Source organism: Pseudomonas sp. Marseille-Q8238, assembly GCF_965111915.1.
In genome coordinates this window covers 2,899,689-2,917,419 of record NZ_CBCOPI010000001.1, presented here as the reverse complement: position 1 = coordinate 2,917,419, position 17,731 = coordinate 2,899,689, and the positions used below count along the sequence as shown (strand labels likewise).

Here is a 17,731-nt window from a genome sequence, read left to right as displayed (position 1 = left end):
CTCAGTCGAAGCGATAGATGTCCATGCCCAGGGAGCCGAAGGTGAAGCCGCTGTGTTCCACCGAGAAGACCGTGCCGGCACCTCTGGCAAAGAACAGCGGCAGCAGGTGCTCATCGCTGGGGTGGTTGCGTTCGGCGAAAGGTGCCTGACGACGGTAGTCGTGCAATGCGTCTTCATCGTTGGCAGCCAGTGTCTCGACGACCCAATCGCGGAAGGCGCCGGCCCATGGCTGGATGACATCGGGGCCGGCCCGCCAATCCAGTTCGCCCAGATTGTGAGTGATGCTGCCAGAGCCGATCAGTAGAGCGCCCTGTTCCCGCAGGCCTGTGAGAGCACGGCCAATCCGGGTCTGCAGGGCAGGACCGCCCCGGCTGGGTAGTGATACTTGTAGAACCGGGATGTCGGCTTGCGGATACATCAGTGACAACGGTACCCAGGCGCCATGGTCAAAGGGGCGCTGTGAGTCTAGACGAGCAGGGAGGCCAGCTTCCCCAAACAGTGTCTGAATCTCGAACGCCAGATTCGGTGCGCCGGGTGCCGGATATTGCACGGCGTACAGGGCTGGGGGAAATCCGCCGAAATCATGCCAGGTGGCGGGATGTGCACCGTTGCCAATCAGTAGCTCGTAGCTTTCCCAGTGCGCGGATACCACCACAATGGCACGTGGTCGGGGCAGTGTTGCTGCAAGTCGCGCCAGTGCAGGGCCGCTGGCGCCAGGCTCAAGGGCGAGCATGGGTGAGCCGTGGGATATGAACAGGGTGGGAAGCATGAGCAACTCCTGAGTAATCGGGAGTGCTCATGGTTGCGCCTCGATATATCGATATCCAGTATAAATTACTGTCGATAATGATCGATTTACTGGATTTAAAGCTCTACGGTTTTCTCAGGTCAGATTGGCTTTGGGGGCTATCCGATCAAAGGTTTCTGGGCTTAGTGCTGCAGTGCCGGCTTCATCGAGGATTTCGCGGGGGTGGTCATTTCCCGGAAAACTGCTGTCGATCATGCTCAGTAACTGCAGGCCGCGTTCGGTGAGGACGAAGTTTTCGCCATTGCCACCTTCGCTCTCTGGGCGGGTTTCGATGAATCCCCCTGTGACCAGCTCGGATTCATAGCGAGTGGCCTCCGCCTTGAAGCTGTCCAGGTTGCCGATATCCTCGTCAGCCTGTTGGAGTTCATCGGCAAGGTCTTCGGCATAGACGCGTGGGGCGAATGATTTGCCGGCGGAGTTCTGTGCCTCATGCAGCAGGCGTTCGATGAGATCCCAGTTGTAGGTCGTCATGGCATGTCTCCTGTTTCAGCCTGGCTATGATCACGCGGAGGTGATCCCTTAAAGGTGCGACTGTGACGATCCGGCAAAGGTTCGCCTGGTCTTACCAGTGGCAGGTGTGGAGACATGCGCAACGAAAAAAGGCGATCCACTGGATCGCCTTTTTAGCAGGAGCGGATATCAGCCGCGCTGACGCAGCGCTTCGATACGGTCTTCCAGTGGCGGGTGAGTCATCAGCAGGCCGGCCAGGCCGTTCTTCAGGCCGCCGTTGATGCCGAATGCGGTGAGGCTGTCGGGCATGTTCACCGGTACGCCCTGTTCGGCACGCAGGCGCTGCAGGGCGCCAATCATCGAGGCAGTGCCCGCCAAGCGTGCACCGGCTTCATCGGCCTTGAATTCGCGCTTGCGCGAGAACCACATGACGATGATGCTGGCCAGGATGCCCAATACCAGCTCGGCGAAAATGGTGGCGACGAAATAGCCGATGCCATGGCCGTCTTCGTTTTTCAGGATCACCTTGTCGACGAAGTTGCCAAAGATCCGCGCGAAGAACATCACGAAGGTGTTCACCACGCCCTGGATCAGGGCGAGGGTGACCATGTCGCCATTGGCGACGTGGCCGATTTCGTGAGCCAACACCGCCTTCACTTCGTCGGGCGAAAAGCGCTCGAGAAGCCCCTGGCTCACGGCAACGAGGGCGTCGTTCTTGTTCCAGCCGGTAGCGAAGGCGTTGGACTCGTAGGCAGGGAAGATACCGACTTCCGGCATCTTGATACCGGCTTCGCGCGACAGTTCTTCGACGGTTTGCAGCAGCCACTGTTCGTGGCGGGTGCGTGGCTGCGTGATGATCTGCGTGCCAGTGCTCATCTTGGCCATCCACTTGGAGATGAACAGCGAGATCAGCGAGCCGGCAAAGCCGAATACGGCACAGAATATCAACAGGCTGCCGTAGTTCTGGCCGGTATAACGGTCAACCCCCAGCAATTTGAGGGTGATGCTGGCGATTATCAGCACCCCAATGTTGGTGGCCAGGAACAACAGAATGCGCGTCATGGTGTAAAACTTCTCCTCACGGGCGGATACGATCCGATTATGCCGGCTATATAGGGGCGTACCCCTAGCGCCTTCAACCGAGTGACTATTTCAAACTGTGTCCCTTGCCGGGTTCAGCGTGCTTTCGAAGAGCAAACGGGTCAGGTTGGCTACGCGCTCGCTGTCGTGCTGCGCGAAGGCATCACGCAGTTGCCAGGCCAGGGTGGCTTGCACGCGGCGGATGCTGGGTGGGGTCTGGTCGTCCGTTTGTGGATTGGGAATGCCGCGTGACAGGCGCAGGAATCCTTTCTCGCTGAGCACTGCCTGGTCCAGCGCATCATAGGCGATTGTCGAGTCGAACCGGATGTAACCTTCTTCTGCCAGCCACAGCAGGGCGCCCAGGCAGCTCTGATGGCGTTTACTCGGCAGGCCGAATTCGTCGGGCTCCTCGCGGCCTATCAGATCTTCCACATAGAGGCCGATCTTGCGCGGGAAGGCTTGGTACAGCGCGAGCATGCCGGCCGCTGCATCCTTATAGAACTCATCGATCTGCAGATCCATGATCAGAACATCCTGGCAATCAGTGACGTGGGCAGCCAGGGCAATAGGCGGCCAATCAGTGCCCAGGGCCAGCCGGGTACGTAGGCGCTGCGGCTGTGCTTGTCGATATGGTGGGCGATCAGCCTGGCGCCACGCTCGACGTCGATCAGGAAGGGGCGTGGGCCTGCATTCTGGTTGATGGGCGTATCGATGTAGCCGGGCAAGATCAGCGTGGTGTCGATGGCGGTGCGGTACAGCTCCAGCTCCAGGGACTCCATATGGCTGATCAGCCCCGCCTTGCTCGCCGAATAGGCTGCACTGGCGGGCAAGCCACGTTTGCCGGCTACCGAGGCGATGGCGACGAGGTGGCCGTGGCCCTGTTCAAGGAATACCTGGGTGGCGGCGTCCAGGCAGGCGATTGCGCCAAGCAGATTGGTTTCCAAGGTCTGCTGGAAGCGTTCGAAGCGGCCGGTGCCCGCCTTGCCGGCGAGGCCGATGCCCGCGTTGGCGATCAGTCCATCCAGGCCGCCAAGGGCGCTGCGCGCCTGATGTACGGCCTGTTGGCAGGCGGTGTAATCGGTGACGTCCAGTGGCAGGACTACCACGGTGCGCCCATACGCTTCGCGCAGTTCTTCAGCCAGTTGCTGCAGGCTGTCTTCCCGGCGTGCGGCCAGGGCCAGGTCATAGCCCTGGCTTGCCAACTGGCGGGCCAGTGCCTTTCCGATACCGGAGCTGGCACCGGTAAGCAGGTAGCGTCTGGCCTGGGCCATGGGCAGGTTCCTTCTACTGGCGATAGGTTTTGAGGAAGTTACCGATCCGGCCGATGGCCTGTTCCAAGTCATCCACACGGGGCAGGGTAACCACGCGGAAGTGATCCGGCCATGGCCAGTTGAATGCCGTGCCCTGAACGATCAGCAGTTTTTCCGAGAGCAGCAGGTCGAGCACGAACTTCTCGTCGTTATGGATCGGGCAGACCTTCGGGTCGATCCGTGGGAACGCATACAGCGCCCCCATCGGCTTGACGCAGCTGACACCGGGGATGTCATTGAGCAGCTCCCAGGTGCGATTACGCTGCTCCAGCAGGCGTCCGTTGGGCAGTACCAGGTCGTTGATGCTCTGGTAGCCGCCGAGAGCGGTCTGGATGGCGTGCTGGCTCGGCACGTTGGCGCACAGGCGCATGTTGGCCAGGATGTCGAGGCCTTCGATATAGCTCTGTGCGTGCTGCTTCGGCCCGGAGATGGCGACCCAGCCCGAGCGAAAGCCTGCAACGCGGTATGATTTGGACAGGCCGTTGAAGGTCAGGCAGAGCACATCGGGAGCCAGGGAGGCGGTGCAGATGTGCTGGGCTTCGTCGTAGAGGATCTTGTCGTAGATTTCGTCGGAGAACAGCACCAGGTTGTGCTGGCGGGCCAGTTCGACGATGTCCAGCAGCACTTCCTTCGAGTACACCGCGCCCGTCGGGTTGTTCGGGTTGATCAACACCAGCGCTTTGGTGTTCGGTGTGATCTTGGCGCGCATGTCGGCGATGTCGGGGAACCAGCCGGCCTGTTCGTCGCACAGGTAGTGCACCGGTTTGCCGCCCGCCAGCGCCACAGCAGCGGTCCACAGCGGGTAGTCGGGCGCCGGGATCAGCACTTCGTCACCGTTGTTGAGCAGGGCCTGCATGGCCATCACGATCAGTTCGGACACACCGTTGCCGAGGTAGATATCCTCGATGCCGACGCCTTCGACCTGCTTTTGCTGGTAGTACTGCATCACCGCCTTGCGGGCGCTGAACAGGCCTTTGGAGTCGCTGTAACCTTGTGCGGTGGGCAGGTTGCGGATGACATCCTGAAGGATTTCTTCCGGGGCTTCGAAACCGAACGGCGCCGGGTTGCCGATATTCAGCTTGAGGATGCGCTGGCCTTCCTCCTCCAGACGTTTGGCGTGCTTGAGCACTGGCCCGCGAATGTCGTAGCAGACGTTGGCAAGCTTGTTCGATTTGCTGACCTGCATGATCCCGATGTCCCGAAGTGAAAACGCCGCCGGGTATGGCGAGCGGTAGTGATCCTTGCGCCTTGGCAGGCGCTGGCGCGACTGCCAGACTGGCGTCTGAAAGAGTGACGCATGATACGTGCGGCCCGGTGCCCGGAAAAGGTGCAGTTCGGGCTTTTTTCTGCCATTGAGGTGACCCATGGAAAAGATCGAAAAACCGCTGGAGACCTGGCGTGAAGAGCTTTCCGACGAGCAGTTTCATGTCTGTCGGCTAGGTGGGACGGAACGCGCATTTACCGGTGAATACCACGACAGCAAAGTACCGGGTATCTACCACTGCGCCTGCTGCGGCACGGCCTTGTTCGACTCGGATGCCAAGTACGACTCGGGCAGCGGCTGGCCCAGCTACTTCCAGCCGATTGGCGAAGGGGTGATTCTGGAAAAAGAGGACTTCAGCCACGGCATGCACCGCGTCGAGGTGCAATGTTCGCGCTGTGAGGCGCACCTGGGGCATGTATTCCCCGATGGTCCGCGGCCTACGGGCATGCGCTACTGCATCAACTCCCTCTCGCTGAAGCTGATTCCGCGCTAGGGCTGAGGCAATTGCAGGCACCGCAAGTGGTGGGCTGAAGCCCACCCTGCAAATCTTGCAGTCTGCGTAGGGTGGGCTTCAGCCCACCAATCGGCGCGTCATGAAGCGCAGCAGTCAAATGTCCGCACGGCCTCGCCCCGGCCATCCACGCCTAAACGCCGGCACGCTCTAGCTGTATGCCCATTACGGCGGCATATTCATTGGCCTGCGAGCCCTGGTAGCTACTCTGTGGGCTGTTGCGGGCGACGCGAAAGTTTACTCCGGGCGATTTTTGGATATGGTCGAGTATGATCAGGCAATTAAATTGTGTGCAATTGAATTGCTCGCTATATTGGTGCCTTCCATCTACCAGGAGCGTCACCATGAGCGACAAATTGCTCGAGATTCCGGTTACAACCATCAAGGGTGAACAGAAGACCCTCGGCGAATTCGGTGGCAAGGCGGTGCTTGTGGTCAATACGGCCAGCAAGTGTGGTTTCACGCCGCAGTACAAGGGACTGGAGTCGATCTGGCAGCAGTACAAGGATCAGGGATTGGTGGTCGTTGGCTTTCCCTGCAACCAATTCGGTAAGCAGGAGCCGGGCAGCGAGGGGGAAATATCCGAATTTTGCGAGTTGAATTTCGGCGTCAGCTTCCCGCTCTTCAAGAAGATCGATGTCAACGGCGCCGATACCCACCCGCTGTACGCAGAGCTCAAGGAACGCGCGCCTGGCTTGCTTGGTAGCAAGGGCATCAAGTGGAATTTCACCAAGTTTCTCATCGGTGCCGATGGCAACGTGGTCAAGCGGTTCGCGCCGACCACCAAGCCGGAAGACCTGAGCTCCGAGATTGAAGCCCTGCTGAAATGACAGCGCAGGAACACCTTGCGGATCGGCTGCAACTCGACGATCAGTTGTGCTTCAAGCTCTACGCCGCCTCCCGGGCAGTCATTCGTGCCTACAAGCCGATGCTCGATGAGCTGGGCCTGACCTACCCGCAGTATCTGGCCATGCTGGTGCTGTGGGAGTGGCATGCCGAGCCGCCGGCGCAGCCGACCGTCAAGGCCCTGGGGGAACGGCTGTTGCTGGACTCCGGTACATTGACGCCGCTGCTCAAGCGGCTCGAGTCGCTTGGCCTGGTGCTGCGTCGACGTTCGCAGGTCGATGAACGCGAAGTGCATCTGGGGTTGACCGACAGCGGCTGGGCATTACGCCAGCAGGTCGCGCCCCTGAAGGACAGGTTGCTCTGTGCCAGCGGTATCGAGATGCAGGAGTTGGACGGGTTGCGCGACAGTTTGGGCGGTCTCCTGCAGCGTCTGATCAGCCTGGGATAGCTGGGAGCCAGGTGTCCAGCAGAGCTGTCAGGTCCTCGCGGCGGAACGGTTTCGCCAGGTAGTCGTTCATCCCAGCAGCCTGGCAGCGTTCGCGCTCATCAGGCAGGGCGTTGGCAGTCAGGGCGATGATGGGCAGGTCTGCCCAGCGTTTGCTCTGACGGATGCGCCGCGTGGCTTCATAGCCATCCATTACCGGCATGTTGCAGTCCATCAGCACCAGATCCACGGAATTCTGCTCCAGATAGTGCAGGGCTTCGCCGCCGTGGGCTGTGACCACCACGTCGCAGCCCAATTTGGCGAGCATGCCTTTGGCGACCAGTTGATTGACCGGGTTGTCTTCGACCAGCAGTACCCTGGCCTGGCGCAATTTGTCGATTACCGGTGGCTGGGGTTCGGCTTCTGTCGTTTCGTAGGGTTTGAGCAGGCGTTTCAGGCTGCTGTACAGCGTGCCGCGCGCCAGAGGGCGGGCAAGTTGTTCGAAGGGCATGAGCGCGTTGGACTGGTTGGAGGACAGGAAACTCCCATAGGCCGAAACCAGCAGCAGAGAGGCAGGGTGGGACTGACGCAGCTCGCTGAGGCGCTCGCTGTCGTCACAGATCAACAGGTCGGCAGCGCGGTTACCTAGTTGTTCATCGCGGTCCAGGCGCTGATAGCTCAGTCCCCATTTGGGCAGCCAGTGATTGAGCTGTTCCGCCAGGCCGCTTTGCATCGAGCAAAAGGCCAGAACACGGCCATGCAGGGGTTGCCAGGCTGTTTCGGTCGTTTGGCTGGGCAGTGGGAGATCGGCGCAAAACTGGCTGCCGAAACCTTCCTGTGAATTGAGGCTGAGCTGACCCTGCATGGCTTCGCAGAGCCGACGCGTCAGGGCCAGGCCAAGTCCGGTGCCGCCATATTGCCGGGTGATGCCCACGCCGGCCTGAGCGAAGGGTTGAAAGATGCGCGACTGGTCCTGTGCGGCGATGCCGATGCCGGTGTCGCTGACGATGATGCGTACGCCGGTGGCGCTTGGTGTGATGCGCAGATCGACGCGACCATAGCGGGTGAATTTCAGGGCATTGGACAGCAGGTTGCTGACGATCTGCCGAACCCGGGTCGGATCGCCAATCAGCATGCTCGGCAGGCGCGAGTCGATCAGGCAGGTCAGTTCCACGTTCGCCCCGGCATTCTGCGAAAGCAGGCTGGCGGTGTCTTCGGCCAGGGTGCCAAGGTCGAAGGGGATCTGTTCCAGCTCCAACTGCCCGGCCTCGAACTTGGACAGGTCGAGAATATCGTTGAGCAACTCGACCAGCACCTTGCCGGAATCGTGGGCAATCGACAGCTGTTGACGCTGCTCGATATTCAGTGGTCCGTCGAGTGACAGGGCGAGCATGCCCAGCAAACCATTCAATGGTGTACGGATTTCATGGCTCATGTTGGCCAGGAAGGCCGCGCGTGCCTGGGCCATGCCAAGTGCAGTGCTGCGGGCCTCCTCCAGGTCGCGGTTGGACAGGGTCAGCCGGGCGTTGGCGGCCTTCAGTTCGGCCGTGCGCGCCGAGACGATATTTTCCAGCTCGGCCAGGTACTGCGTCAGCCGATCTTCGGCGCCGCGACGTTGGTTGATCTCGTCGTGAATGCTCGACAGCTGCTGGTTGGTCACGGCCACCAGCGTACCGATCTCATCACGCTCGTGGCTGATCGGGCAGGGGATTGGCGCGAAGTCTCGGTGCGGGTCACGTTCGCTGAGCGAACGGATGATGCCGACCAAGGGCTTGGTCAGCATGGTGTAGAACAGCACCAGCAGAATCAGCGAAAGCAGCAGGCTGCTGGCAAAGCCGGTGAGCAGGGTGAGCAGGGCGCGGCGCAGGAATTTGCTGCCGAACGCGAAGGTGTCGACCTCCAGGCGCAAGGTGCCTAACAGTTGGCTCGGTTCATGGCTGACATACAGGTGGTCGCTGAACATCCGTCGCTCGCCGAACAGGGCGTCGCTGAGCATGCGGTAGGGGCTTTGTGCGGCGGTGCGGTTCGCGCTGGCCAGGGGCGTGCCGGTGTTATCGATGATCTCGGCGCGAACGACTGCCGAGGATCTCAACAAGCCCAGCACCAGTTCCTGCGCCAACTCGGCGTCGATGTTGTAGGCGATGCGGGCAGCGGGGCTGTGGCTTATTTCCAGCAGCGAGTTGATTTCCCGATCGATCGAGGCCTCTTCGCTGGCATAATCGAGGCTGATCTGGATCACGCTCAGCAGGGTTCCCAGAATAAAGGCCACTAGCACCGTCAGATAGGCTTGTTTGAATGACAGGCGGTGAGTGAGCGGGATATCCATGAGCGGTGACGGTTCCTTGGTCCAGACGCAAGCCAAGCATAGCCCATCGTCCCTGGCTGCCGTGGGGCGCTTTTGAGGAGTAAGTCGTGGATTCCCGCTTGATTAGCTTTTTGCAGCGTGCCGAAGATGTACTTGAACGTCTTGAACCCATCCTGCCAGCCCGTCGCGTCGAGCTGGACTGGAATACGACCGTGGCGGCCCGTTGGTTCCGTGAGGGACGTACAGGCTATCTGCAGGGCTTGCAGGTCAGTCTGGACCTGAGCCTGGATGATCTGGTCGGTGTGGACAAACAGCGTGAGCAGTTGGCGAATAACACCCAGCAGTTTGTCAGTGGCCTGCCAGCCAACCATGTGCTGCTCTGGGGTTCGCGTGGTACCGGCAAGTCATCGCTGGTGCGTGCGCTACTTGCCGAGCATGCCAAATCGGGTCTGCGCCTGATCGAGATCGAACGTGATCACCTGGCTGACCTGCCGCGCGTGGTGGAAATGCTCATTGGCCTGCCGCAGCGCTTCGTGCTGTTCTGCGATGACCTGTCGTTCGAATCGGGCGAGGGCGATTACCGCGTGCTCAAGAGCGTGCTGGACGGGTCGCTGGAGCGGGCGCCGGACAACGTATTGCTCTATGCCACCTCCAACCGTCGCCACCTGGTGCCGGAGAAGGAGAGTGACAACGCCAACTGGAAACAGGTGGATGGCGAGCTGCATCCCAGCGAGGCGGTCGAAGACAAGATCGCGTTATCCGATCGCTTCGGCTTGTGGCTGTCGTTCTATCCCTTCACTCAGGATCACTTCCTGTCGGTCGTTCGTCACTGGATTACCGTACTGGCAAAGCCCACCGGCCTGCAGTGGGAGTGGAACCACGAGCTGGAAATACTCGCGGTTCGTTGGGCCACCGGACGTGGTAACCGCAACGGGCGCTGCGCCTATCAGTTCGCGCGGCAATGGGTTGGGTTGGCATTGATGGATGCCAAGCAGTGATTGACCTGTCGCGAGCAGGAGAGGGCCTGCAGGGTTATGCCTTGCTCGCGGCGCAGTTGGAGTCATTGCTGAGCGACGAGCGCGACCTGATTGCCAACTGCGCGCAGTTCGCTGCGTTCATCTACCACGAGTTGCCCGACCTGAACTGGGCGGGGTTCTACCTGTACCGTAATGGGCAGTTGGTGCTTGGCCCGTTTCAGGGGCGCGTCGCATGTGTGCGCATTCCGTTGGGCCGGGGGGTGTGCGGTACGGCAGCCAGTACGCGGCTGACACAGCGAGTAGATGACGTGCATTCTTTTGCCGGACATATTGCCTGCGACAGCGCGTCCAACAGCGAACTGGTGGTGCCGTTGCTCAAGCAGGACGAGTTGATTGGCGTGCTGGATCTGGACAGTCCATTGTTCGGGCGCTTCAGTCCCGAGGATGCGGTGGGCGTGGAGCAACTGGTCGAAGTGTTCCTGCGTCTGACCCATTGCTAATCCGCGTCCACAAAAAAGCCCGGCATTGGCCGGGCTTTTTTGTGGCGATGAATCGCGTTATCAGTCGTAGATGTTCTTCTTTTTCCAGTCGTCTTCGCCCGAATCGAGGCCGTCGGCCAACTGATTGTGGGCGTCGGGGTCGGGCGTGTTCTTCTCCAGTACGACGGCATTGGCGCGGGCCAGTTGCTGCTCCAGTTTCTGCAGTTGAGTCTTGTAGCGGGCAGGGTCGGATTGTTTGCGCAGGTATTGCACACCGCGCTCGTAGGCCAGGCGGGCCTGACCGGGTTGGCCTTGCTGCATGGCCTGCTGACCCAGCGTCGAGAAGAACTCGACATGCAGTTGCACCAGCATGTGGCGAATTTCCTGCAGCCATTTCTTGGTATCGGCGAAGGACAGAAGCCCCTCCTGGCCGGCACGGGTGATCTGGCTGTGCAGGTTTTCCAGGATGAAGCGCACGTCCTTGGCTTTTACTTCGCTGGCGATTGGCTGTGGCGTGTTGCGAACCGGGATTTCATCGTTCTTGGCAATTAGCTCGCGCAACTCGTCGATTCGAGCGCGCAGTGCCGCATTCTGTTTGTCCAATGGCAGGAGGCGCTCACTGAACTGCAGCTCCAGGCGACTCAGCAGGTGCTTGAGCGCAGGCGTCATCAGTTGGCCTGGCAGGTTCTCCGACACATCATGGCTGCGGCGAACGCGATCATTCAGGTCGGCCTTGAGGCGGGCCTTCTCGAGCTTGTTGTTCTCCACCATGTTGTTGATGTAGCCAATGGCTATCAGAATGACGATGCCAGCGATGACCAAAACCGTGATGACGAGTGGGGACACCGTGCAACCTCCCGAACGCGTTGTTTTCCGCGAGTGTAGTGGGTTAGCCAGCATGCTCCTAGCTCAATCGCATTTGTGCCCTGAAGTCATTGATTTAAAAAATTTTTACTCGAGGGTTGACGCCTCTCGAAAGGCTCCATAGAATGCGCGCCACTTCCAACGCAGAAGCGGAAACGCCAAGCGGAACGAAGCCGGAAAGCTGTTGTAAGCTCCGGGCCACGTCCCCTTCGTCTAGTGGCCTAGGACACCGCCCTTTCACGGCGGTAACAGGGGTTCGAGTCCCCTAGGGGACGCCATATTTGCGGGAATAGCTCAGTTGGTAGAGCACGACCTTGCCAAGGTCGGGGTCGCGAGTTCGAGTCTCGTTTCCCGCTCCAAATAAACAAAAACGCCACTCCATCGGAGTGGCGTTTTTGTTTGTGCGCGAAAAAGCGGGTGTGCCGCGACGAGGGCGGCACAAGTACTCGCTAGCTCGACAAGGCTTCCAAGCGGCGGATGAGCAACTCCTGGAACAGCAGGGCCTGAGGGGAGAGGGGTTTGTAGCTGTTGTGGATGACCGCGATCTTGATCGTTTCGCTGGTGATGAAGGGGCGAACTTCCAATTGCGGGATCAGGTTGTCGGAGATGGCGATGGCATCCACCACAGCAATTTCCCCGCTGGCGCGGCTGAACAGGCTGGCAATCAGGCCAGAGCGCACTTCCAGGCCAATATTCAGTTGCGGAAGAACGTCGCCGTAGACCTTTTCTTCGCTGATGCCATAGAGCTCCTGCAGCGGCACGGAAATCAGCCGGTGGCCAATCAGGTCTTCGGGATAGATGGCCGTGCGGCTTGCCAGTGGGTGGTCAGGCGACATGATGCACACCAGCGGGCAACTGAAGCGCGCATGCACGCGAATGCTGGGGTGATTCACCTCGAAGGTGGTGATGCCGATGTCGACGATCTTTTCCGCCACCACATCGATCAATGCATTGGGTAGCGGCAGGATGACCTTGACCTGCAACTCGGGGCGTTCCTTGACCGTGTCGGCGACGCTTTGTGGAACCACCGTCATGCCCAGGCTGGGCGAGGCGGCGATATACAGGTTGCCCTTGCTCGGATTGGCCAATTCCTTGGAAAGCGCGTGAACCTTTTCCACATTGCGCCACAATCGCTCGACTTCTTCGTACAGCTCGCGGGCCTCGCTGGTGGCCACGAGGCGTCCCTTCACCAACTCGAACAGTTTCAGGCCGCTACGCTGCTGGGTATGGCTGAGCATCTTGCTCACCGCTGACTGCGAGATGTGCAGCAGTTCGGCCGCCCCAGCGATGCTGCCGGTGAGCATGATGGCGCGGAAGACTTCCATTTGACGAAGATTCATAAGGTGTTCCGGAGCAAGTTATCCAGCAGGTTACAAGTCTACTCGGGAAGCGCCGTAACGGCATGCTTGGCACGTCGCGGCGTGTGGCGCGAGGTGGTGTTCAGGCGCATGGCTAAAGGGGTGGAGCGCTTTCGGGGCTGTGACGCATATTCTTTAATCGAATATAAATATTCACTTATATAGCCATGAGTAAAGGTTAATGATGGCCTTCAAATATTCAATTTATAGGCCGGCCTGGGGCCAGTAGATTGCGTTCACCCGGCTGACTCTCTTGTGCAACAGCTCCGGAAACCCTCATTGCATGTATGGCGAAGCGGTGCAGATTGCCCCTCGTCATCGACTCATTCATTCAGGTGTGTTCACCCGCAGCGAGTGCCACAGGCAGGCTGCGTAATGTCAGGTGTTGTAGTCATGAAGCGAGCTAGTAGATTCCCCGTGAGCAAACTTGCGGTTGCCATCCTCGGCATTACTGCGGGTGTGAATGTCGTGGCAGCGGAGGAGTCCGGCCCTGACAATCAACTCAAGGCAGTCGTGGTCACCGGTACTCGTGCCGAGAACCGCACAGAGGCTGAATCGATGCAGCCGATTCAGGTTGTTTCGGTCAAGGCGCTGCAAGACAGTGGCAGCTCCGAGTTGGGCGAGGCCTTGTCGCGTCTGATTCCTTCGCTGAACTTCCCGCGTCCGGCCAGTTCCGGCTTTACCGGCATCACCCGCCCGGCGCAGATGCGCGGCCTGGCGCCGGATCAGGTGCTGGTGCTGGTCAATGGCAAGCGTCGGCACACCAGTGCCTTTCTCAACACCAACGTTACCCAGGGCCGCGGTTCGGCACCGGTGGACCTCAATACCATTCCAATCTCAGCTATCGACCATGTCGAAGTGCTGGGTGATGGTGCGTCGGCCCGCTACGGTTCCGATGCCATTGCCGGGGTGATCAACATCATCCTCAAGAGCGATCCGGCCGGTGGGCAGGCCACCACCAGCTTCGGCCAGACGGCCAAGGGCGATGGTATCCAGCGCCACCTGGACGCCGATGCCGGTTTTGCTCTGGGTGATCGCGGTGGTGTGCACGTGAGCTTCGACGGCAACTCCAATGACTACACCAGCCGTGCCGGGCGCGACCTGCGCAACCCGGGTGCGCCTGGTTATGGCGATACCACCTACCGCCTGGGTGATCCTGAAGTGAAGAACGGCAAGCTGCTGCTCAACGCCGACTATGCGCTGAGCGACGAGCTAACCGCCTACGGCTTCGCTTCCTACAACCGCGCCGATGGCGATACCTGGGATGCCTTCCGCAATGGCCGTCAGTCGCCATTGGATGCCCAGGCGCATCCGGGTGGCTATCGCCCGACCCTGCATTCCGAAAGCGAAGACAAGACCATCGTACTGGGCCTCAAGGGCGATATTGCCGGCTGGAAATGGGATGGCAGCGTCAACTACGGCCAGAACGAAATCGACTTCTATACCCGCGATAGCCTCAACCGTTACCTGTTCCGCGATACCGGCAACCGTCAGAGCGATTTCTACGACGGCACCCTGAAGAGCAGCCAGGCGGTCTATCAGCTGGACTTCAACAATGAGCTGGACTTCGGGTTGGCCAACCCTGTTTCGGTGGCCTTTGGTGTGGAGTATCAGCACCAGACCTACAAGGAAAGCAGCGGCGAGGCGACCTCCTACTACGGTACCGGGGGCGAAGGGTTCTCCGGCTTCCGTCCGAGCGACAGCGGCAGTTATCGGCGCGACCTGATTGCCCAGTACATCGACCTGGAGACCAACTTCACCGACAAGTGGCGGGCGTCCCTGGCCCTGCGCAATGACCGTTACAGCGATTTCGGCGGCGCGACCACCGGCTCGCTGTCCAGCCGCTACGACTTCACCCCGGAAGTGGCGATTCGCGGCAGCCTGTCGACCGGCTACCGTGCGCCGTCCCTGGCGCAGCAGCACTATTCGGCGACCACCAGTGCGCTGAATACCACCATCAACGCCTATCAGGACCAGCGTACCGCGCCGGTTGACGATCCCGTGGCGCGCCTGCTCGGTGCCGAGGACCTGAAGGCCGAGAAGTCGCAGAACATCAGCGCCGGTATCGTGTTGCAGCCGTTCGATGACTTCACGGCGACCCTGGACTTCTACCAGATCCACATCGACGACCGCATCACCTTGTCCAGCAACCTCGATGTGACGAGTGCCGCTGCCCAGGCCTACCTGGCCGCCAATGGCATCACGCCAGGCCTGTACCAGTCGGTGCGTTACTTCACCAACGCGGTGGACACCACCACCCGTGGCGCAGACCTGACCGCGCAGTACCGCTGGCGCTTCGACAATGGTGGTCGTCTGGACAGCTCGCTGGGTTATGCCTACAGCCGTACCCGCGTCACCGACGTCAAGGCCAACCCGGGCGTACTCAGCCAGAATGGCCTGAACCTGGATCGTATCGACCGTCGTGACCGCTACGGTGTGCTCACCGACAGTGCGCCGCGCAGCAAACTGTCGATCAGCAACGATTACAGCCTGGGCAACTGGAGCCTGCACAGCAACCTAGTGCGCTACGGCAGCTTCCTGGCCGTGAGCAACTCGGGCGAGCGGTTCGACCAGCGCTATGACGCCAAGTGGGTGTTGGACCTGTCCACCAGCTACCGCGTCCAGGACTGGCTGTTCACCGTCGGCGGCGACAACGTCACCGACGCCTACCCGGACAAACGCAACAGCCTGAACAACCCTGGCCACCAGAACGTCAATTACATCTCCTACTCGCCGTTCGGGATGAATGGTGCGTTCTACTACGTCAAGGCCAGCTACCAGTGGTAAAACCGCGCTTCGCCGGGCTGGCAGCCGTGCTGCTGGCCTTGGCCCTCAACGCCCCGGCCCATGCCGGGGCGGTGTTGCAACGCATCGCCGAGCGCGGTGTGCTGAACGTGTGCAGCAACGTCGAGAACCGTCCCTTCGCCTACCTGAGTCCATCGGGTGAGGCGCAGGGATTCAACATCGACCTGGCTGAGGATATTCGTGCACGGCTGTCGGCCGATCTGGGCCGGCCGCTGCGCCGCACGACCATCGCCACCAGTGGCGCCAATCGTGTGCCTTTTCTCGATCAGGGCAAATGCGACCTGATCATCACCGGTTTCAGCGTGACCCCCGAGCGCCAGCGCCTGGTGGACTTCATCACGCCCAATTTCTACAGCTCCGGCGCGGTCCTGCTGTCGCGCAAGGATCAACCCGTGGCCAGTTGGGAAAGCCTGCGTGGCCAGGCGCTGTGCAGCAGCCATGGCTCGACCTACAACCAGGCGGTGGCCGAACGCTATGGCGTACGCATCCTGGCATTCGCCGGCCTCACCGAAAGTGCCCAGGCGCTGCGCGACCAACGCTGCGTGGGCCAGGTGATGGACGATGCGGTGGCGCGCTTGCGGCTGCTCGACCAGCGTGAGTGGGCACAGTTCGAGATCAAGTTGCCGACCATTCTCGAAGCCCCGTGGAGCATGGCCATTGCCCATGGCGATCCGGCGTTTCGCGAGGTGCTCGACGGCTATGCCCGTGCCTGGCGCGAGGAGGGGCTGATCGAGGCCCTGGAAAACCGCTACGGCCTGCCGCACAAGCCGGTGCTGGACGTGGCGCAGGTGGCCGCTGTCGGCCTGGACGAGCAGGGCGTGCCGGTGATCCTGCAGCACGTGGCCGATTATTTTCGCCAGTTCTATGCCGACACCGGCTGGAACTTCCCGGTGCTGTACGACGGCTGGTCGGCCCGCCAGTTCGCCCAAGGCATCGGCATCACCCTGAAGCTGGCGTTGATCTGCATCGTCGCGTCCTGCCTGATCGGCCTGGTCGGCGCCATGGCCATGCGCGGGCCGCGCCCGTTGCGCTGGCTGGTACAGGGGTATGTCGAACTGCTGCGCAATACGCCCAGCCTGGCGCAGCTGTACTTCCTCTATTTCGGCATCGGCTCGTTGCTGCGCGATGGCCTGCCGGGCACGCAACTGCCCTGGTACGCCGACGCTTTTGGCCTGGCGGCGCTGTGCATCAGCCTGCATTACGGCGCCTTTGCCGTAGAGATTTTCCGCGCCGGCTTCAAGGCCGTGCCGGAGACCACTCGCGAGGCGGCCCTGGCCCTGGGCTATGGGCGCTGGGGGCGGATGATCCATGTGCAGTTGCCGATTGCCTTGCGCGCCAGCCTGCCGGCGCTGGGCAACAACATGGTGCAACTGATCAAGGGCACCTCGATCGCCTACGCGGTGGCGGTGCCGGAAGTGCTCTACAGCGCCCAGGAGATCTGGAGCGAACGCAATAACGTGGTGGAGATGATGGTGCTGGTGCTGGTGACCTACCTGGCCATGATGGCGCTGCTGGCGCTCGTTCTGGACCGCCTGGAGCGGCGCTTGCGCCTGCCGGGGGTGAGCCTGTGAACGCATTCGCCGAGCTGTTGCCCTGGTTGCCGATGCTGGGCCGTGGCTTCGCCATGAACCTGTGGATGGGCTTGCTGGCGATGCTGCTGGCCTGCCTGGTCGGTACCGTGCTGGGGGCCGCGCAGTTGGCGCCCCTGGCCTGGGTGCGCGTCCCGGCCCGCCTGGTGACGCAGGTGTTGCGTAACTCGCCCTGGCTGGTGGTGATGTTCTTCGTCATGCACCTGCTGCCCTATGAGTTGCGCGTGGCTGATACCCACCTGGCCGTGCCGGGCTGGTTCAAGGCCGTGGTGGCGCTGTCGATTCCAGCCACGGGCAACCTGGCGGAAATCGTTCGCGGTGGCCTGCGGGCGATTCCGCTGGCGCAGTGGGAAGCGGCGACCGCACTGGGCTATGGCTCCCTGGCACGGCTGCGCCAGGTGATCCTGCCGCAGGCGCTGCGCCACATGTTGCCCCCGGCCATGGGCTTGTATTGCGTGGTCACCATGTCCACGGCGCTGGCCAGTCTGGTGGGGGTCAGCGAAGCCTTGAGCGTCGCGCGTGAGGTGCTGGCAGCCGAGGCCCGTACCGATCTGTTGCTGCCGGTCTACGGGCTGGTGCTGATGGCCTTCTTTTTCTACATCTTTCCCCTTTCGTTGCTGGCGCGCGCTCTGGAGCGCCGTTGGGCGCGCTGGTAGGTGCC

Annotated in this window: 17 protein-coding genes and 2 tRNA genes; 10 read left to right on the top strand and 9 right to left on the bottom strand. The window is 61.0% G+C overall.

Annotated features, from left to right (window positions below; genetic code table 11):
* Nucleotide 1: 1 nt before the first annotated feature.
* From ACWPW0_RS13505 to ACWPW0_RS13480, 6 genes are all read right to left on the bottom strand, one after another.
* Nucleotides 2–769: a DODA-type extradiol aromatic ring-opening family dioxygenase gene (locus ACWPW0_RS13505; RefSeq protein ID WP_454255571.1), complete on the bottom strand. Its 768-nt coding sequence runs from the start codon at nt 767–769 to the stop codon at nt 2–4.
* Between the two features lie 114 nt (nt 770–883).
* Nucleotides 884–1,279, bottom strand: coding sequence for a transcriptional regulator (locus ACWPW0_RS13500; RefSeq protein ID WP_447592267.1), 396 nt, complete (start codon nt 1,277–1,279; stop codon nt 884–886).
* A 168-nt stretch (nt 1,280–1,447) separates the two neighbouring features.
* Entirely contained in the window at nt 1,448–2,320 is an 873-nt protein-coding gene (gene htpX, locus ACWPW0_RS13495) for a protease HtpX (RefSeq protein WP_454255570.1), read from the bottom strand.
* A 90-nt stretch (nt 2,321–2,410) separates the two neighbouring features.
* Nucleotides 2,411–2,860: a hypothetical protein gene (locus ACWPW0_RS13490; RefSeq protein WP_454255569.1), complete on the bottom strand. Its 450-nt coding sequence runs from the start codon at nt 2,858–2,860 to the stop codon at nt 2,411–2,413.
* Nucleotides 2,861–2,862: 2 nt separating this feature from the next.
* Nucleotides 2,863–3,609 (bottom strand): SDR family oxidoreductase, encoded by a 747-nt coding sequence (locus tag ACWPW0_RS13485; RefSeq protein WP_454255568.1) that lies wholly within the window; start codon nt 3,607–3,609, stop codon nt 2,863–2,865.
* 13 nt (nt 3,610–3,622) lie between these two features.
* Nucleotides 3,623–4,834, bottom strand: a complete 1,212-nt coding sequence (locus ACWPW0_RS13480; RefSeq protein ID WP_454255567.1) for a pyridoxal phosphate-dependent aminotransferase — start codon at nt 4,832–4,834, stop codon at nt 3,623–3,625.
* A gap of 178 nt (nt 4,835–5,012) precedes the next feature.
* Here ACWPW0_RS13480 and msrB point away from each other — a divergent pair, with 178 nt between their 5' ends.
* The 3 genes from msrB (at nt 5,013) to ACWPW0_RS13465 (ending at nt 6,717) form a co-directional block, all read left to right on the top strand.
* A complete protein-coding gene (gene msrB / locus ACWPW0_RS13475; RefSeq protein ID WP_447592258.1) occupies nt 5,013–5,405 on the top strand; it encodes a peptide-methionine (R)-S-oxide reductase MsrB in 393 nt (130 codons plus the stop codon).
* A 362-nt stretch (nt 5,406–5,767) separates the two neighbouring features.
* Nucleotides 5,768–6,253 (top strand): glutathione peroxidase, encoded by a 486-nt coding sequence (locus ACWPW0_RS13470; protein WP_447592256.1) that lies wholly within the window; start codon nt 5,768–5,770, stop codon nt 6,251–6,253.
* A complete protein-coding gene (locus tag ACWPW0_RS13465; RefSeq protein WP_454255566.1) occupies nt 6,250–6,717 on the top strand; it encodes a MarR family winged helix-turn-helix transcriptional regulator in 468 nt (155 codons plus the stop codon). The genes ACWPW0_RS13470 and ACWPW0_RS13465 overlap by 4 nt, the downstream gene beginning before the upstream one ends.
* On the opposite strand, the gene ACWPW0_RS13460 is transcribed toward ACWPW0_RS13465, so the two are convergent.
* On the bottom strand, nt 6,704–9,019 hold the full coding sequence (locus ACWPW0_RS13460; RefSeq protein WP_454255565.1) for a response regulator: 2,316 nt from the start codon (nt 9,017–9,019) through the stop codon (nt 6,704–6,706). The two genes, ACWPW0_RS13465 and ACWPW0_RS13460, sit on opposite strands and share 14 nt — an antisense overlap.
* A gap of 86 nt (nt 9,020–9,105) precedes the next feature.
* On the opposite strand from ACWPW0_RS13460, the gene ACWPW0_RS13455 reads away from it, so the two are divergent.
* A complete protein-coding gene (locus tag ACWPW0_RS13455) occupies nt 9,106–9,996 on the top strand; it encodes an ATP-binding protein (protein WP_447592250.1) in 891 nt (296 codons plus the stop codon).
* The gene (locus ACWPW0_RS13450; protein ID WP_454255564.1) at nt 9,993–10,475 is read left to right on the top strand and encodes a GAF domain-containing protein; all 483 of its coding nucleotides are present in this window, start codon (nt 9,993–9,995) and stop codon (nt 10,473–10,475) included. Before ACWPW0_RS13455 ends, ACWPW0_RS13450 begins: the two co-directional genes overlap by 4 nt.
* A gap of 60 nt (nt 10,476–10,535) precedes the next feature.
* Here the strand turns inward: ACWPW0_RS13450 and ACWPW0_RS13445 are convergent, their stop codons facing one another.
* A complete protein-coding gene (locus ACWPW0_RS13445; protein ID WP_454255563.1) occupies nt 10,536–11,300 on the bottom strand; it encodes a hypothetical protein in 765 nt (254 codons plus the stop codon).
* Nucleotides 11,301–11,520: 220 nt separating this feature from the next.
* Between ACWPW0_RS13445 and ACWPW0_RS13440 the strand changes: the two genes are divergently transcribed.
* Both ACWPW0_RS13440 and ACWPW0_RS13435 read left to right on the top strand, forming a co-directional pair.
* Nucleotides 11,521–11,596: transfer RNA gene (locus ACWPW0_RS13440), tRNA-Glu, on the top strand.
* A 5-nt stretch (nt 11,597–11,601) separates the two neighbouring features.
* Nucleotides 11,602–11,677 (top strand) — tRNA-Gly (locus ACWPW0_RS13435).
* A gap of 90 nt (nt 11,678–11,767) precedes the next feature.
* On the opposite strand, the gene ACWPW0_RS13430 is transcribed toward ACWPW0_RS13435, so the two are convergent.
* Complete coding sequence (locus tag ACWPW0_RS13430) at nt 11,768–12,658, bottom strand: LysR family transcriptional regulator (RefSeq protein WP_454255562.1); 891 nt, start codon at nt 12,656–12,658, stop codon at nt 11,768–11,770.
* Nucleotides 12,659–13,069: 411 nt separating this feature from the next.
* Between ACWPW0_RS13430 and ACWPW0_RS13425 the strand changes: the two genes are divergently transcribed.
* Genes ACWPW0_RS13425 through ACWPW0_RS13415 form a run of 3 tightly spaced genes read left to right on the top strand, consistent with a single transcriptional unit; the run spans nt 13,070 to nt 17,726 of the window.
* The gene (locus tag ACWPW0_RS13425) at nt 13,070–15,463 is read left to right on the top strand and encodes a TonB-dependent receptor plug domain-containing protein (protein WP_447592242.1); all 2,394 of its coding nucleotides are present in this window, start codon (nt 13,070–13,072) and stop codon (nt 15,461–15,463) included.
* Nucleotides 15,457–17,052: an ABC transporter substrate-binding protein/permease gene (locus ACWPW0_RS13420; protein WP_454255561.1), complete on the top strand. Its 1,596-nt coding sequence runs from the start codon at nt 15,457–15,459 to the stop codon at nt 17,050–17,052. Before ACWPW0_RS13425 ends, ACWPW0_RS13420 begins: the two co-directional genes overlap by 7 nt.
* Nucleotides 17,049–17,726 carry an amino acid ABC transporter permease gene (locus tag ACWPW0_RS13415; protein WP_454255560.1) on the top strand — a complete coding sequence of 226 codons (678 nt, stop codon included), beginning with the start codon at nt 17,049–17,051 and terminating at the stop codon, nt 17,724–17,726. Before ACWPW0_RS13420 ends, ACWPW0_RS13415 begins: the two co-directional genes overlap by 4 nt.
* The last annotated feature ends 5 nt before the right edge of the window (nt 17,727–17,731 follow it).

Excerpts from the sequence above, each read along its gene's own strand:
- ACWPW0_RS13470 (WP_447592256.1), top strand. The coding sequence starts at position 5,768 with ATGAGCGACAAATTGCTCGAGATTCCGGTTACAACCATCAAGGGTGAA.
- msrB (WP_447592258.1), top strand. The coding sequence starts at position 5,013 with ATGGAAAAGATCGAAAAACCGCTGGAGACCTGGCGTGAAGAGCTTTCC.
- ACWPW0_RS13480 (WP_454255567.1), bottom strand. The coding sequence starts at position 4,834 with ATGCAGGTCAGCAAATCGAACAAGCTTGCCAACGTCTGCTACGACATT.
- ACWPW0_RS13425 (WP_447592242.1), top strand. The coding sequence starts at position 13,070 with ATGAAGCGAGCTAGTAGATTCCCCGTGAGCAAACTTGCGGTTGCCATC.
- ACWPW0_RS13430 (WP_454255562.1), bottom strand. The coding sequence starts at position 12,658 with ATGAATCTTCGTCAAATGGAAGTCTTCCGCGCCATCATGCTCACCGGC.
- ACWPW0_RS13460 (WP_454255565.1), bottom strand. The coding sequence starts at position 9,019 with ATGGATATCCCGCTCACTCACCGCCTGTCATTCAAACAAGCCTATCTG.
- htpX (WP_454255570.1), bottom strand. The coding sequence starts at position 2,320 with ATGACGCGCATTCTGTTGTTCCTGGCCACCAACATTGGGGTGCTGATA.
- ACWPW0_RS13485 (WP_454255568.1), bottom strand. The coding sequence starts at position 3,609 with ATGGCCCAGGCCAGACGCTACCTGCTTACCGGTGCCAGCTCCGGTATC.
- ACWPW0_RS13500 (WP_447592267.1), bottom strand. The coding sequence starts at position 1,279 with ATGACGACCTACAACTGGGATCTCATCGAACGCCTGCTGCATGAGGCA.
- ACWPW0_RS13490 (WP_454255569.1), bottom strand. The coding sequence starts at position 2,860 with ATGGATCTGCAGATCGATGAGTTCTATAAGGATGCAGCGGCCGGCATG.
- ACWPW0_RS13505 (WP_454255571.1), bottom strand. The coding sequence starts at position 769 with ATGCTTCCCACCCTGTTCATATCCCACGGCTCACCCATGCTCGCCCTT.
- ACWPW0_RS13465 (WP_454255566.1), top strand. The coding sequence starts at position 6,250 with ATGACAGCGCAGGAACACCTTGCGGATCGGCTGCAACTCGACGATCAG.